Below are 13466 nucleotides of genomic sequence, written 5' to 3' on the forward strand. Positions count from 1 at the left end.
GGCTAGTGCGGCTCAGACGAGCGGCGGACGGCCGTGCCGGGTCATCGCCCACACCGTCCGCCAGGACATCGGGCGGCGCCGGCCCGCGTCCGACGTGAGACCCGCACGGAAGCCCCGGGCCCAGGCCGCCGCCGCGGCGGGGTGGCGTGCGTTGCGTCCGAGCGACATCAGGGCCCGGTCCGCGAGGTAGAGCACGGCGACCGGCGCGGGCAGGTTGCGCCGGGCGAGCCACACCCGGTTGCGGGCGTCGAGCCACAGGTGGTCGGCGTGCCGGCTCGGATGCATCCGGGGGTGCACGGCCTCGAGCTCGGGGTGGTACTCGACCCGGAAGCCGGCGTCCCAGGTCCGCCAGGCGAGCTCGATCCCCTCGTGGGCGTAGAAGAACCGCCCCGCCCAGTTCCCGGTCCGCTCCAGGACGGTGCGCCGGGCCGCGACCGAGCCCTCGAGGACGTAGAACGCGGCCGAGCCCCGCTCGGCGTCCTTGTCCCGCATCCGGGGGACCCACCGGGCGAGGGTGTCCCCCTCGGGGGTGCGGATCCGGGTCTGGACGACCCCGAGCCCCGGGTCGGCCTCGAAGAGGGCCTGGACCCGCGCGAGGGTGTCGGCGTGCGGCAGGTGCGCGTCGTCGTCGAGGAAGAAGACGTACGGCGCGTCGACGACCCCGAGCCCGAGGTTGCGTCCGCCCGGTGCGCCGACGTTCTCGGCGGAGTGCACCGTGCGCACCGTCCCCGGCAGCCCGGTGGGCTCCCAGCCGTTGCCGACGACGACGACCTCGAGGTCGACGCCGGTCTGGGCCTCGAGCGAGGCGACGGCGCGCGCGAGCTCCACCGGACGGGTGCCCTGGCTCACGACGACGGCCGCCCACCGGGAGGTCACTCGGGGTTCCTCAGGCTGGCGGAGGTGAGGATGGCGGTGAGGTGCCCGACGACGACGAACGGCAGGACGGCGCCGAGGACGACGAGCGCCGCGGCCGGGCCGTCGAAGCCCGCGGCGGCGCCGACGACGGCGAGCACCGCGATGACGATCGTCTGCTCGACGGAGTGGTACATCCGGTAGAGCGGGACGAAGTCCGCGACCCGGCGCAGGGTGCGGACGAGGCCGGGGCGCGGCTCCCCGATCCCCGGGGTGTCGCGCGGCAGGCCGAGCCCGGCCTCGACGCGGGAGAGCCGGACGAAGTCGCTCAGCGCCTTGTTGAGCAGGACGAGCACGGCGACGACACCGCCGGCGAACGCCCAGCGCCAGTCCTCACCCTGCTCCGCGGTGAGCCGCAGCCCGAGCGCCAGCGGGATGAACGACTCGGCCGTCGCGTGCGCGATCCGGTCGAGGAAGACCCCGCGCGGGCCGGTCGTGCGGTTCCACCGGGCGATCTCGCCATCGATGGAGTCCAGGACCATCTGGAGCAGCGCGAGGACGAGGGCCAGGACCGGGCCCCACACCCCGGGCACGAGCAGCGCGGCGGCCGCCGCCCAGCCGCAGAGGATGACCAGGACCGTCGCCGTGTTCGCGCTCACCCCCGCCCAGACGGCGAGCCGGGTGAGGTAGACGGAGATCGACCGGGTGAACAGGTGCGCCGTCCAGTGCTCGGCCTGGGCCCGGCTGCGGATGTGCTCGGGCTGGCCCACCCGGCGCAGCTCCTCGATCGGCGGCCACGGTCGGCTCATCGGGTCCCGGTCCTCTCCACGGCGGCGTCGCGCAGGTGGAGGACCTCGCGGCAGGCGGCGACGAACGCCCGGAGCGAGGCCTCGGCGTCGAGCCCGCCGAGGTAGTGCTCGAACAGCTCGGCGACGGTCGCGCGGGCGCCCTCGTCGGCGAGCGCGGCGTCGACGATCTCGCCCGCGCGGTGCGCGGTGTGCGCGGCGACGTGCGGGGTCCGCTCGTAGAGCCGGGCCGGCCGGGCGACCCGGGCCCGCGGGTCGGCGGGCTCGGTCGAGACGAGCGGGCGACCCTGGCCCAGCCAGTCCGTCGCGATCGCCGAGGTGTCGGCGACCATGACGTGGGCCGAGCGCATCGCGGCGGCGGCGGGTCCGGTGTCGACGCGGGCGCGGTCCGGGGCGGCCCGGACCGCCTCGCGGATCCGCCGGTCGGCCGCGGCGTAGGTGTGGTCCGAGGCGCCGGTCCGCGGGTGCGGGCGGTAGACGACGTGGTGGGTCGTGTCCCGCAGCAGCGACTCGACGAGGGTCAGCCCGTAGGCCCGCACCGAGGAGTAGGCGTTGACGGCCATCGTCCCCTCCCACGTCGGGGCGTAGAGCACGGTCGTCGGCCCGGTGGGCTCGCCCGGTGCGGGGACCTGCGGACGGCCGACGACGCGCAGCCGGGCGTCGGCGTCGAAGAGCAGCAGGCCCTCGCGGTGCCGCTCGACCCCGGCGCGCCCCCCGACGAAGACGAAGTCGAAGGCCTTGGCCTGGTTGGAGACGGAGACGACCTTGTCGGATTCGCCGTGGTTGAGGAAGACGTGGGCGACGTCCGCCGAGCGGAGCGCGACGGCGTTGGCGTTCGCCTGTCCGACGTAGAGGACCAGCCCCACCTCGCCCGTGGACAGCAGCCGCCCGACGGTCCGGGTCAGGGCGGTGACGTGCACCGGGAGGGTGGTCTCGCGGCGGACGGCCGCGGCGGTCCGGGAGTCCTGGAGGAGGACCGTGACCCCGAGCTCGGCGTGCAGCGCCTCGAGGGGGCCGTACCACTCACGCAGCTGGTAGAGGTTCTCCGGCGGGTCGGGGAAGAAGAGCACGACCCGGGTCGCGAGCACGAGGTCGTCCAGCCGGTCGTCCTCCCCGAGGCCGTCGGCGACCCCGCCCGGCAGCAGCCCCGCCCGGCGGACGAGCCGTCCGGCGCGCGAGCGCAGCGGCGCGAGCATCGGGCGAAGACCTCCGGGGGTGACGTCGGTGGACCGTGGTCCGGGAACGGCCCGACCGGCGTCGGGCACCGGCCAGCGTACCGGGGTGCGGTCCTCAGCCCCTGTCCGCCAGGAGCCGAGCCGGCCGCGACGTGAGGAACCCCCAGCCCCAGGACCAGTGCATCGTCGCGAGCGCCGGGCCGGCGAGCAGCCGGGTGCGCCATCCCTCCCCCCGGGTGATCGCGACACCGCCGAGGACGACGGCCGCGAGGTAGCCGCCGGGCACGACGAGCGCCGGCCACCACACGAGCCCGAGCACGGTCGCGGCGCTCGTCCCGAGGACCATGGCCGGGGCCGCGAGGTAGCGGAGCGAGACCGTGCCCCGGTGGGTCGTCGCGACGACGCGCCGCCACCGGCCGTACTCGCGGTACTGCCGCGCCAGCGCCCGCACGCTCGCCCGGGGGCGGTAGGTCACGACGAGGTCGGGGGTGAACCACACCGTGCCGCCGGTGCTACGGATGCGGTGGTTCAGCTCCCAGTCCTGGGTGCGGGTGAACCGGGGGTCGTAGCCGCCGACCCGCTCCAGCGCCGAGCGTCGGAACACCCCGAGGTAGACGGTGTCGACCGACCCCGCACCCCCGCCGGTGTGGAAGCGCGACGCACCGACCCCGAGCGGGCTGCGCATCGCGGCGGCGACGGCCCGCTCGAACGGCGTCGTGCCGCGGGCGTCCATCGTGCCGCCGACGTTGTCGGCGCCGGTCTCCTCCAGCGCGGCCACGGCGGTCGAGACGTAGTCGGCCGGGATCTCGGCGTGCCCGTCGACCCGCACCACGACCGAGCCCCGCGCGGCCCCGATGGCCGCGTTGAGCGCGTCCGGCGTGCGGCCCGAGGGGTTGCGGACGAGGCGGACCCGGGGGTCGTCGGCGGCGAGCCGCTCCGCGACCTCGTCGGTCCGGTCCGTCGACGGTCCGAGCGCGAGGACGACCTCGAGCGGGCCCGCCCAGTCCTGGCCGAGCACCATCGCGACGGCGTCGGCGAGGTGGCGCTCCTCGTCGAGGATCGGCATGACGACGCTGACGAGCGCTCGCGCGTCCGCCGGGGGGTGGTGGGGGTCGGGCATCGGCCTCAGCCGGCGGAGCAGACGCTCGCGAGGTCGCCGGTGTCCGCGTCCGGGTCGGTGCCGGGGCGTTCCATGACGGCCGGGAGGGACGGGCTCGGCGTGCTCGACGGCGTGGGCTCCGCCACCGGTGCGGCGGCCCCGTCGGCCTCCGCCTCCGCCGCCGCCTCGGCCTCCGCCTGCCGGCGCTCGGCGATCTCCTCGGCGGTCGGGAGGTCCTCGCTGCGCTCGATCGCCGACGCCACGGTGCTGCGCACGACCGCGGGGTCGTAGTCCCAGGGGTCGATGAGCGGCGGGACGAAGTTCACCGAGGTGATCTTCTCCTGCTTCGTGTGGACCGCCAGCTCCGCCAGTTCCGCGAGCGCGTCCTGCGGCACGTCGGTGCGCACGAGCCCCTTCGTCGCCGTCATGAGGTCGCCCATGTTGAGCAGGACCGTCCGCGGGTCGAGCTGCTGGACCAGGGCGGTGACGACGCAGCGCTGCCGGGCCATCCGCTCGTAGTTCGTCGAGCCCTCGCGGCTGCGGGCGTACCAGAGCGCGTGGTACCCGTCGAGGTGCTGGCGTCCCGGCTCGACGTACCCGACGACCGGCCAGGAGCCGCCGCCGATCGGGGTGCGGCGCTGGACGGTGATGTCGAGCCCGCCCACGGCGTCGACGACGCCGGAGAAGCCCTTGAGGTCGACCATGACGTAGTAGGCGATGTCGAGCCCGGACAGCGACTCGACCGCCTCCCGGGTGGCGACGACGCCCGGGTCCTGCGTGCCGGCCGGGAACTCGTCCGCGTGGTCGACCGCCCAGGTGTAGAGGCCGTTGAGGAGGCACTCGTCGCCGCAGGTCCACCCCTGCGGCATGAGGCCGGCCATGACCGAACCGGGTCGGAAGGTGATGTGCTCGGTCTCGCGGCTGAACCCGAAGAGCACGGCCCGCCCGGTCTGCGCGTCGACGCTGGCGAGCTGGATGCTGTCCGGCCGCAGGCCGGTCCGGCCCGCGCCGCTGTCACCCCCGAGCAGGAGGATGTTGTAGCGCCCGGCCGCGGCGTCCGCCGCCTCCCCGGACCCGAAGACCGAGGCCATCGCCCCCCGTGCGTTGCCGACGGTGAGACCGACCCAGCCGACGAGGCCGGGGACGAGGAGGAAGGCGACGAGGGCGAGGACGACGCCGCGCCGGTCCCGCTGGGGCAGGCGGTCGGGGCGGCCGAGCCGCCAGGCGTCGACGAAGAGGGCGGCCCAGCCGAGCGCGAGCGCGAAGAGGAGGACCTGCGCGAGGAGGAGGAACCAGCCCCGGGTGCCGAGCCACAGCACCGCGGACCGGCTCACGAGGCCGAGCAGCCCCAGGAGCAGGACGGCGCCGACCACCCCGAGCAGGACCCGCAGCGCGAGCCGGCCGAGGGCCCTGCTGCCCGCGACGAGCTGGGCGGAGCCGGGTACGAGGAGGGTCATCGCGAGCAGTGCCACCACCCGGCGCCGTCCACGCCGGGGGTCGACCCGGGGGCGCGGGTGCACGGTGTCGTCGGCGCGCTCGAGCACGGCGGATCCCCGGTCAGCTCCCATGACCACCGAGTATCGGCACGGACGAGGGCCGCGGCGACGAGGCGCGCCGACGGGGTGGGCCCGGGTTGACGACGTCGCGCAGCGGTCCTTGGCACACTGGGGCCCGACGAGAGGAGCGTGATGTCCGACGACCACGCCCGGCCCATCCCGCGCCGTCCGGCGGCCTCCGACGACGACGTCGAGGTGGTCGACACCCGGCGCCGCCGCGCCGCAGGCCGGAAGGACTCCCGGGCGAGCGCCGCACCGCCCCCTCCCCCGCCCCCGTCGTCGGGCCGCCGCTCCACCCCGCCTCCCCCGCCACCGCCCGGCGGCACCCGCTACGACGAGCTGGGCCGTCCGGTCCGGTCCTCGCCCCCGCCACCCGGTGGGGGCCGCGGCGGTCGGGGGGGCCGGCGCCGGCGACGGGTCGGACCGGTGCGCTGGGTGCTGCTGCTGCTCCTCGCGTGGGTCGCCTTCGTCCTCGTCACCCCCGTGCACGCGTGGACGACCGTCGTGCGGGCCGACACCGCGCCCGCCGGGGAGCGCCCGGCCGACGGCGACGGGCACACCTACCTCCTCGTGGGCTCCGACAGCCGCGAGGGCCTCACCGACGAGGAGCGCAGCGAGCTCGGCACCGGCAGCGCCGAGGGGCGCCGGACGGACACGATCATCCTCGTCCACGTCCCGTCCGGCGCCGGCAAGGCCGTGCTCCTGTCGGTCCCCCGCGACAGCTACCTGCCGATCCCCGGGAACGGGTCGAACAAGGTCAACGCCGCCTTCGCCATCGGCGGCCCGCAGCTGCTCGTGCAGACGCTGGAGCAGTCGACGGGGCTGCGGATCGACGGCTACGCCGAGATCGGCTTCGGAGGCTTCGCCCGCGTCGTCGACAGCCTCGGCGGGGTCGAGATCTGCGTCGAGACACCGATCGACGACGACAAGGCCCACATCACCCTCGACGCCGGGTGCCAGACGCTCGACGGCCGGACCTCCCTCGGCTACGTACGGGCCCGGTACTCCGACCCGCGCGGCGACATCGGGCGCGCCGAGCGGCAGCGGCAGTTCCTCGGCGCGGTGATGTCGCAGGCGGCCCGGCCGTCGACGGTCCTCCCGCCGTGGCGGTGGTGGGGCTTCACCCACGCCGGGGCGTCGAGCGTCGTCGTCGGTGAGGACACCGGCCTCGTCGACTCGGCCCGGCTCCTCCAGGCGCTGCGCGGGGTGTCCGGCGGCGACACCCTGAGCCTCGTCGTCCCGATCGCCGACGCGAACGCGACGACGGCCGCGGGCAGCTCGGTGATCTGGGACGAGGAGCAGGCGCGGTCCCTCTTCACGATGCTGCGCGACGGGACACCGGTCGACGCCCCGCCCCCGGGGACGACGCAGGACGACGCCACCGGCTGACCGGGACGTCCAGGGCACGCCCAGGAACGGTCGCTAGGGTGTGGCGGCCGGTGACCCGGCCGAGCGAGCGTGGACGAGGAGTGATCAGTGGACGACGCGGACCCCCGGGGCGGCACCCCGGACCGGGACGACACCCCCCTCCGACGCCGGGACCTCCACCGCCCCACCGCGACCCACCCCCGGCGCCGCCGGGTCCTCCTCGCCGTCCTCGCGTTCGCCGTCGTCCTCGGGCTCGTGGCCGGCGTCGCCTTCTGGCGGCTCAGCGGCAACATCAACAGGGTCGACGTGTCCGGCGCCCTCGGCACGGACCGCCCCACGCGCGCCCCCCAGGCCGCCGAGGCGGTCAACCTCCTCCTCGTCGGGTCCGACACCCGCGAGGGCGAGGGCAACGACGAGTACGGGATGCCGGAGGCCGACCCGGGCCAGCACTCCGACACCAACCTCCTCGTCCACCTCTCGGCGGACCGCGAGTGGGCGATGGTCGTGTCCATCCCCCGCGACTCGATGGTCCCGGCGCCGCCGGACTGCTCGCCGACCGCCCCGCAGGAGGAGTGGACGGTCAAGCAGTGGAACTGGAACTACCGCGACGGGGGCACCGGCTGCCTCATCCGCACCCTCGAGGGCAACACGGGGGTGTTCGTCGACCACTTCGCCGTCGTCGACTTCCGCGGCTTCCAGGACATGGTCGACGCGCTCGGCGGGGTCGAGGTGTGCACGACGCAGCCGATCACCGACCAGGACTCCGGCCTGCAGCTGGCCGCCGGCACTCATGTCCTGGAGGGCGAGCAGGCCCTCGCCTACGTGCGGACCCGCAAGTCCCTCGGGGACGGGTCCGACCTCGGGCGCATCGAGCGTCAGCAGGCGTTCCTGTCCTCCGTGGCCCAGGAGGCGACCTCGAGCGAGCTGCTCTTCCAGCCGACCCGGCTCTACGGCTTCCTCGACGCCGCGACGCGGTCCCTGACGACCGACCCCGAGTTCGGGCTGGGCACGATGCGCGACCTCGCCGAGAGCGTCCGCGGCATCGGCCTGGACAACGTCGAGTTCCTCACCGTGCCGAACGAGCCCTACCCGGCCGACACCAACCGCGTCCAGTGGCAGGAGTCCGCGGACGTCATCTGGGAGGCGATCCGCGAGGACCGGCGCATCGGGGAGGAGCCGGACCCGGCCGCGAGCCCGACCCCGTCCGAGGAGCCCCTCACCGTCTCCCCCGACGAGGTCACCGTCGAGGTCCTCAACGGCACCGGGGCCCCCGGCCTGGCCGGGCAGACGGGGGACTTCCTCGCGGCCCAGGGCTTCACGGTGGCCTCGACGGGCAACGCCGTCGACGCCGCGGACGGGACCCTCGTCGAGTACTCGGTCGGGCAGGAGGAGGCCGCGCGCACCGTCGCCGCCGCCTTCCCCGGCGCGACGCTCGAGGAGGCGGACGGTCTCGGTGAGAACGTCCGGGTCACCCTCGGCCCCGGCTCCGCCACCCCGGTCGAGGTGCCGAACCGGGTCGGCGACGAGCCGCTGCCGACCCCCACGGCCGTGGCCCCGAGCCCGGGACCCAGCGCGTCGCCGACGATCGAGGCCCGGGCGGCCGACGAGGACATCTGCTCCTGAGGAGCGGGCCCGTCGTCCCGGGACCGGGCGACCCCCCTGGTCGCCGGTGCCCGCTCAGCCCTTGAGCAGCTGTCGGGCCATGACGAGACGTTGGACCTGGTTCGTCCCCTCGTAGATCTGGGTGATCTTGGCGTCGCGCATCATCCGCTCGAGGGGGAAGTCGCGGGTGTAGCCGGACCCGCCGAGGAGCTGGACGGCGTCGGTCGTCACCTGCATCGCGACGTCCGAGGCGTACGCCTTGGCGGCGGCACCGAAGAACGGCAGGTCGTCGTCGGCCCGTTCGGACTTCGCGGCGGCCACGTAGACGAGCTGGCGGGCCGCCTCGAGCGTCATCGCCATGTCGGCGAGCATGAACTGCACCCCCTGGAACTCCGCGACGGCCTTGCCGAACTGTTTGCGCTCCTTGACGTAGGCGACGGCCTCGTCGAGGGCGCCCTGGGCGATGCCCACGGCCTGCGCACCGATGGTCACCCGGGTGTGGTCCAGGGTCCGCAGCGCGAGCGGCAGCCCGGCGCCGACCTCTCCGACGACCCGGTCACCGGGGATGCGGCACGCGTCGAAGTGCAGCTCACGGGTCGGGGACCCCTTGATCCCCAGCTTGCGCTCCTTCTCGCCGAAGGAGAACCCCTCGTCGCCCTTCTCGACGACGAACGCGGTGATGTTGCGCCCCCGCGGGCCGTCCGGGTCGGTGACGGCCAGGACGGTGTAGAACCCGCTGACCCCGGCGTTCGTGATCCACGACTTCTGCCCGGACAGCACCCAGTCGTCGCCGTCCCGGACGGCCTTGCACCGCATCGAGGCCGTGTCGGACCCGGCCTCGCGCTCGGAGAGCCCGTAGGAGAACGTCGTCTCCCCTGCGGCCAGCGGGGCGAGGTAGCGCTTCTTGACGTCCTCGCTCGCCGCGAGGACGAGCGGCATCGAGCCGAGCTTGTTGACCGCCGGGATGAGGCTCGAGGACGCGCACACCCGGGCGACCTCCTCGATGACGATGCACGTGGCGAGGGCGTCCGCGCCGACGCCGCCGTACTCCTCGGCGACGTGCGGGGCGAAGAAGTCGCTCGCGACGAGCGCGTCGTGCGCCTCCTGCGGGTAGCGCGACTCCTCGTCCACCGCGGCCGCGTGCGGCTTGATCTTGTCCTCCGCGACCGCGCGCACCGCCTCGCGGATGGCCTCGTGGTCCTCGGGGAGCCGGTAGGTGTCGAAGTCCGGGTTGCCGCTCATCCCGCCAGTCTACTCGCCGGTAACGACGGCGGGTCGACGCCGTCACGCCCTGCGGGACGACGGTCGGGTCCGTCGACGTCGCCCTCGCCTAGGGTGGGCCGGGCGGGCCGCGGGGCCCGCCGGAGGGGGATCGGATGAGCGACGCCAGGACCGACGGCCACGACCGGGACGCCGGGCATGACGGCCCCGACCGGGCCGACGGACGCGAGAGGCCCGACCGCCTCGAGACGTCCCTGGGGTTCCCGTGGCGCTTCTACCGCTGGCTGTTCGTGGCCATGGCCGCGCTGCTCGGCGCGCAGGTGCTCATCGCGGTCCTCACCGACGCACCCCTGCGGCCGGGCTTCCTCCTGGCGCAGGTCCTGCCCCTCGTCCTCTCCCTCCCGCCGGCACTGGTCCTCCGGCGCCGGCCGCAGGTCGTCGACCGCGACGGGGTCGCGCCGGGCGCGTTCCGTCGGAGGATCCCGTGGTCCGACGTCGACCACGTCAGGCGACCGACCCGCTGGCAGCCGTACGTCACGCTCGTCCTGCGCGACGGCCGGGAGCGCGCGCTGTCGGTCGAGGGCGAGGAGGGCGCGCGGGACGTCGCGCGGATCGGGGACGTCCCGCTCCAGGACTGAGCCCCTCCGCGGCCCCTCGGGTGGAGCATCGTCGGGGCCATCGCCCCGACGATCCTCCAATCGAGCCCGGCGCCGGGGTCGGCCACGGGCTCAGTCGCGGAAGGCCCACCAGCAGATCGGGTTCCGCCGCTCCTGGTCCTCCAGGACGAGGGCGCGGACCTCGTGGGGCAGCCGGCCGCGCTGCCACCGGCACTCCGCGCGGCCCGCGGCGTCCTGCGCCGCCGCGTCCGGTCCCGCCGCCGCCCGGGCCGCCTTGACCGCGTAGGCGGCGGCGCCGAGGTCGTGCTCCGCGACATGGGCCACGACCCCGGCCTGACCGGCGGCGTACGCGGCCCACCGGGGAGCGCCGGTGAGCGGCCGGGCTGCGCCCATCGCGTGCCCGCCCGCCGCGCGGCTCACCGTCATCCCGGCCGCGCCGCGTACCCACGACCGGACCTGCTCCAGCGCCGCGCGAGGCCGCGGGTCGTCCGGGCGGACCTGCTCGAAGAGCGGCAGCACGTGCTCGGCGACCTCCGCCGCCCACAGCGCGAGGAGGTGGTGGTGGTCCTCGCTCAGCGACCCGCCGCGCCGCACCGTGACGAGCCTCTGGTCCCGCACCTCCGGGAGGATCACCGGGGGCTCGCGTCGTCCCGCCGGCCGGGACCGGTCACTCGCCCCGCAGCAGGTGCCACAGGTGGCCGTGCTGCTCGACGTCGCCGAGCTCCGGGAGCACCTCGCGCTCGAAGAGCTGGACGCCGGACAGGTCGTAGGCCTGCTCGACGAAGTACGTGATGGCGTACGTCATCCCGCGCGACTCCAGGTCGCGGAGCGTCTCGACGATCTGCTCCGGGGTGCCGACGAGCGGACCGTCCTCGAACGAGCACACCGTCTCGTCGACGACGTCCTGCGGCAGGCCCGCCGACTCGTAGTGCGACCGGATCCAGGCGAGCCGCTCGGCGACCTCCTTCTCGTCCCGCCCGATGACGACGTTGTAGTTCGCGCTGCGGACGATCTGGCCGTAGTCGCGGCCGACGTCGGCACAGTGCCGCTCGAGGACCTGGGACTTGTGGGTGAACTCGTCCGGCATCCCGGAGAAGTTCGTGTAGTCCGCGTACTCGGCGGCGATCCGCAGGGTCTTGCGCTCGCCGCCACCGGCCACCCACATCGGGATGCCGTTGGCCTGCGACCCCGGGTAGGTCGTGCCCTGGAGCGGCCGCGGGAAGCACATCGCCCCGTCGACCTGGTAGTGCTCGCCGTCGAGGGTCGCCGACCCCGTCGTCCACATCTGGCGCATGACGTCGACGCCCTCGCGCAGCCGGCCCAGGCGCTCGCCCGCGCCGGGGAAGCCGTAGCCGTAGGCCCGCCACTCGTGCTCGTACCAGCCGGCACCGATGCCCATCTCGAGCCGGCCCTCCGAGATCGCGTCGACGGTCGCGGCGACCTTCGCGAGGTACGTCGGCTCGCGGTAGGACAGGCACGTGCACATCTGGCCGAGCCGCACCCGTCCCGTGACGCCCGCGAAGGCGGCCATGAGGGACCAGGCCTCGTGGACGCCCTCCTCGGTGGGTCGCGGCACCGGGTGGAAGTGGTCGTAGACCCAGATCGAGCTCCACCCCTCGATGCCGTCCGCCCGGCGGGCGAGGCCGGCCATCACCCCCCAGTGCTGCGCGGGGTCGATGCCGACGAGGTCGTGTCGCCAGCCCTGCGGGACGAACAGTCCGAACTTCATGCGCTCTCCTGGGGTCGAGGGGCTCCGTCCCCGATCATGCCCGACGCCCGGCCGGCCGCCGCGCTCACCGCCTCGAGGAGACCTCGGGCAGGCTGCGGCCGAGGACCGCCCCGACGAGACCGAGCCCCCCGAGGAAGAGGAGCGCCACGGTGACGCCGAGGGTCGCGAGGGCGGCCGTGAGCGCCCCCACGCCGAGCAGCAGCACCCCCATCGTCGTGTTCGCGACGGCCACGTACTCGGTCCGCCGGTCGCCGTCGGCCATGTCGACGACGTACGTCTTCCGCCCGACCCGCACCCCGACGTGGACGAGCGAGACGACGAAGAACGCCCCGGCGAGCAGCCACCCCGGTGCCTGGCCACCGCCGGCCGCGAGCGCCGCGGCCACCCCGAGGACGACGAGCGAGGCGACCGCCGCCCCGACCGCCATGAGCAGCCGGGACGACCGGTCGGCGGCGGCGCCGAAGACCCGGCCGCCGAGGACGGAGGCGAGCCCGCTCGCGACGACGAAGGCGCCGAGCCCGGAGAGCGGGGTGTCCCCGGAGGACGCCGAGGACTGGACGAAGAACGGAGGCGCGAGGGCCGAGACGAGCAGCAGCGCCCGGACGACGACGAACCGGCGGAACGGCGCGTCGGCCCGTAGCAGCGACCAGGCGGCCGCCGCCCAGCCGGGCCCGTCGTCCCGGGGCTCGTCGTTCCCGGGCCCCTCCTCGCGTGCGCCCTCGGCCTCGTCCACCCCCGGCTCGCGGACCCGGGAGTACACGAGCGCGGCGCCGGTCCAGGCGAGCGCGGCGGCGACGAGGAGCACCGCGATGACGGACGCGCCGACGTCGCCGACGAGCCGCAGGCCGAGCCCGAGGGTCAGGGCGACGACGCCGGCGACGACGGTCGCGACGCCGTTGATGCGGCCGCGCTCGCCCTTCGGCACCGTCCGGCCGAGCACGTCCTTGCCGGCGAGGGAGCACAGGGACCGGGCGACGGCGAAGACCGCGAGGAGCAGCACGACGAGGACCCCGGCGACCGCGCCCTCCGCGAGCGCGGCCGTGGCCGCCAGGCCGGCCGTCGCGCCGGCCTGGCCCGTCGCCCCGAGGACCCAGACGGTCGTCCGGCGCGGGCGGGAGGTGACCCACGGGGTGAGCGCGGCCTGCGGGAGCATCGACCCGGACTCACGGACGGGCACGAGGAGACCGGTGAACGCGGCCGGTGTGCCCAGGGCCGCGAGGAGCCACGGCAGCACGGTCTTGGCGTTGACGACCTGGTCGCCGACGCTCTGCAGCGAGCTCGCGGCGACCTGGCGCAGGCCGTTGGCCGCGACGCCGCGCTCGGCGTCCGCGCCGACGAGCCGCCGGTACCAGCGCTGGGGAGGGGAGACCGCCCGGGTCGTCGTGTCGCTCACGGCACCACGGTAGGGCGCCCGGCCGACATCGGGTCCCGGCTCCCGCTC

12 protein-coding genes are annotated in these 13466 nt (G+C 75.3%); 3 read left to right on the forward strand and 9 right to left on the reverse strand.

All coding sequences use genetic code 11. From position 1 onward, the window contains the following. Positions 1–12: 12 nt before the first annotated feature. The 5 genes from KC207_RS09290 to KC207_RS09310 all read right to left on the reverse strand — a co-directional run bounded on the left by KC207_RS09290 (position 13) and on the right by KC207_RS09310 (position 5500). Positions 13–876 (reverse strand): glycosyltransferase family 2 protein, encoded by an 864-nt coding sequence (locus KC207_RS09290; protein ID WP_211602738.1) that lies wholly within the window; start codon positions 874–876, stop codon positions 13–15. Then, positions 873–1661 carry a CDP-alcohol phosphatidyltransferase family protein gene (locus tag KC207_RS09295; protein WP_211602739.1) on the reverse strand — a complete coding sequence of 263 codons (789 nt, stop codon included), beginning with the start codon at positions 1659–1661 and terminating at the stop codon, positions 873–875. Before KC207_RS09295 ends, KC207_RS09290 begins: the two co-directional genes overlap by 4 nt. Continuing rightward, positions 1658–2854, reverse strand: coding sequence for a CDP-glycerol glycerophosphotransferase family protein (locus KC207_RS09300; RefSeq protein ID WP_211602740.1), 1197 nt, complete (start codon positions 2852–2854; stop codon positions 1658–1660). The genes KC207_RS09295 and KC207_RS09300 overlap by 4 nt, the downstream gene beginning before the upstream one ends. A 94-nt stretch (positions 2855–2948) precedes the next feature. Then, a complete protein-coding gene (locus KC207_RS09305; RefSeq protein WP_249138664.1) occupies positions 2949–3953 on the reverse strand; it encodes a glycosyltransferase family 2 protein in 1005 nt (334 codons plus the stop codon). A 5-nt stretch (positions 3954–3958) separates the two neighbouring features. Further along, entirely contained in the window at positions 3959–5500 is a 1542-nt protein-coding gene (locus tag KC207_RS09310; protein ID WP_211602741.1) for an LCP family protein, read from the reverse strand. A 120-nt stretch (positions 5501–5620) separates the two neighbouring features. Between KC207_RS09310 and KC207_RS09315 the strand changes: the two genes are divergently transcribed. Both KC207_RS09315 and KC207_RS09320 read left to right on the forward strand, forming a co-directional pair. Further along, the gene (locus KC207_RS09315; RefSeq protein ID WP_211602742.1) at positions 5621–6877 is read left to right on the forward strand and encodes an LCP family protein; all 1257 of its coding nucleotides are present in this window, start codon (positions 5621–5623) and stop codon (positions 6875–6877) included. A gap of 87 nt (positions 6878–6964) precedes the next feature. Further along, positions 6965–8479, forward strand: a complete 1515-nt coding sequence (locus tag KC207_RS09320; RefSeq protein ID WP_211602743.1) for an LCP family protein — start codon at positions 6965–6967, stop codon at positions 8477–8479. A gap of 54 nt (positions 8480–8533) precedes the next feature. Here the strand turns inward: KC207_RS09320 and KC207_RS09325 are convergent, their stop codons facing one another. Continuing rightward, positions 8534–9700 carry an acyl-CoA dehydrogenase family protein gene (locus tag KC207_RS09325; protein WP_211602744.1) on the reverse strand — a complete coding sequence of 389 codons (1167 nt, stop codon included), beginning with the start codon at positions 9698–9700 and terminating at the stop codon, positions 8534–8536. A 134-nt stretch (positions 9701–9834) separates the two neighbouring features. Between KC207_RS09325 and KC207_RS09330 the strand changes: the two genes are divergently transcribed. Continuing rightward, the gene (locus KC207_RS09330) at positions 9835–10317 is read left to right on the forward strand and encodes a hypothetical protein (RefSeq protein WP_211602745.1); all 483 of its coding nucleotides are present in this window, start codon (positions 9835–9837) and stop codon (positions 10315–10317) included. Between the two features lie 90 nt (positions 10318–10407). Here KC207_RS09330 and KC207_RS09335 read toward each other — a convergent pair whose 3' ends face one another. The 3 genes from KC207_RS09335 to KC207_RS09345 all read right to left on the reverse strand — a co-directional run bounded on the left by KC207_RS09335 (position 10408) and on the right by KC207_RS09345 (position 13418). Continuing rightward, a complete protein-coding gene (locus tag KC207_RS09335) occupies positions 10408–10929 on the reverse strand; it encodes a putative immunity protein (RefSeq protein WP_211602746.1) in 522 nt (173 codons plus the stop codon). Between the two features lie 34 nt (positions 10930–10963). Continuing rightward, entirely contained in the window at positions 10964–12025 is a 1062-nt protein-coding gene (locus tag KC207_RS09340) for an LLM class F420-dependent oxidoreductase (RefSeq protein ID WP_211602747.1), read from the reverse strand. A 64-nt stretch (positions 12026–12089) separates the two neighbouring features. After that, positions 12090–13418: an MFS transporter gene (locus KC207_RS09345; RefSeq protein ID WP_211602748.1), complete on the reverse strand. Its 1329-nt coding sequence runs from the start codon at positions 13416–13418 to the stop codon at positions 12090–12092. Positions 13419–13466: the final 48 nt, after the last annotated feature.

Source organism: Phycicoccus avicenniae, from assembly GCF_018139485.1.
Taxonomy (GTDB): Bacteria; Actinomycetota; Actinomycetes; order Actinomycetales; family Dermatophilaceae; genus Phycicoccus; species Phycicoccus avicenniae.

Excerpts from the sequence above, each read along its gene's own strand:
- KC207_RS09295 (WP_211602739.1), bottom strand. The coding sequence starts at position 1,661 with ATGAGCCGACCGTGGCCGCCGATCGAGGAGCTGCGCCGGGTGGGCCAG.
- KC207_RS09300 (WP_211602740.1), bottom strand. The coding sequence starts at position 2,854 with ATGCTCGCGCCGCTGCGCTCGCGCGCCGGACGGCTCGTCCGCCGGGCG.
- KC207_RS09305 (WP_249138664.1), bottom strand. The coding sequence starts at position 3,953 with ATGCCCGACCCCCACCACCCCCCGGCGGACGCGCGAGCGCTCGTCAGC.
- KC207_RS09310 (WP_211602741.1), bottom strand. The coding sequence starts at position 5,500 with ATGGGAGCTGACCGGGGATCCGCCGTGCTCGAGCGCGCCGACGACACC.
- KC207_RS09315 (WP_211602742.1), top strand. The coding sequence starts at position 5,621 with ATGTCCGACGACCACGCCCGGCCCATCCCGCGCCGTCCGGCGGCCTCC.
- KC207_RS09325 (WP_211602744.1), bottom strand. The coding sequence starts at position 9,700 with ATGAGCGGCAACCCGGACTTCGACACCTACCGGCTCCCCGAGGACCAC.
- KC207_RS09330 (WP_211602745.1), top strand. The coding sequence starts at position 9,835 with ATGAGCGACGCCAGGACCGACGGCCACGACCGGGACGCCGGGCATGAC.
- KC207_RS09340 (WP_211602747.1), bottom strand. The coding sequence starts at position 12,025 with ATGAAGTTCGGACTGTTCGTCCCGCAGGGCTGGCGACACGACCTCGTC.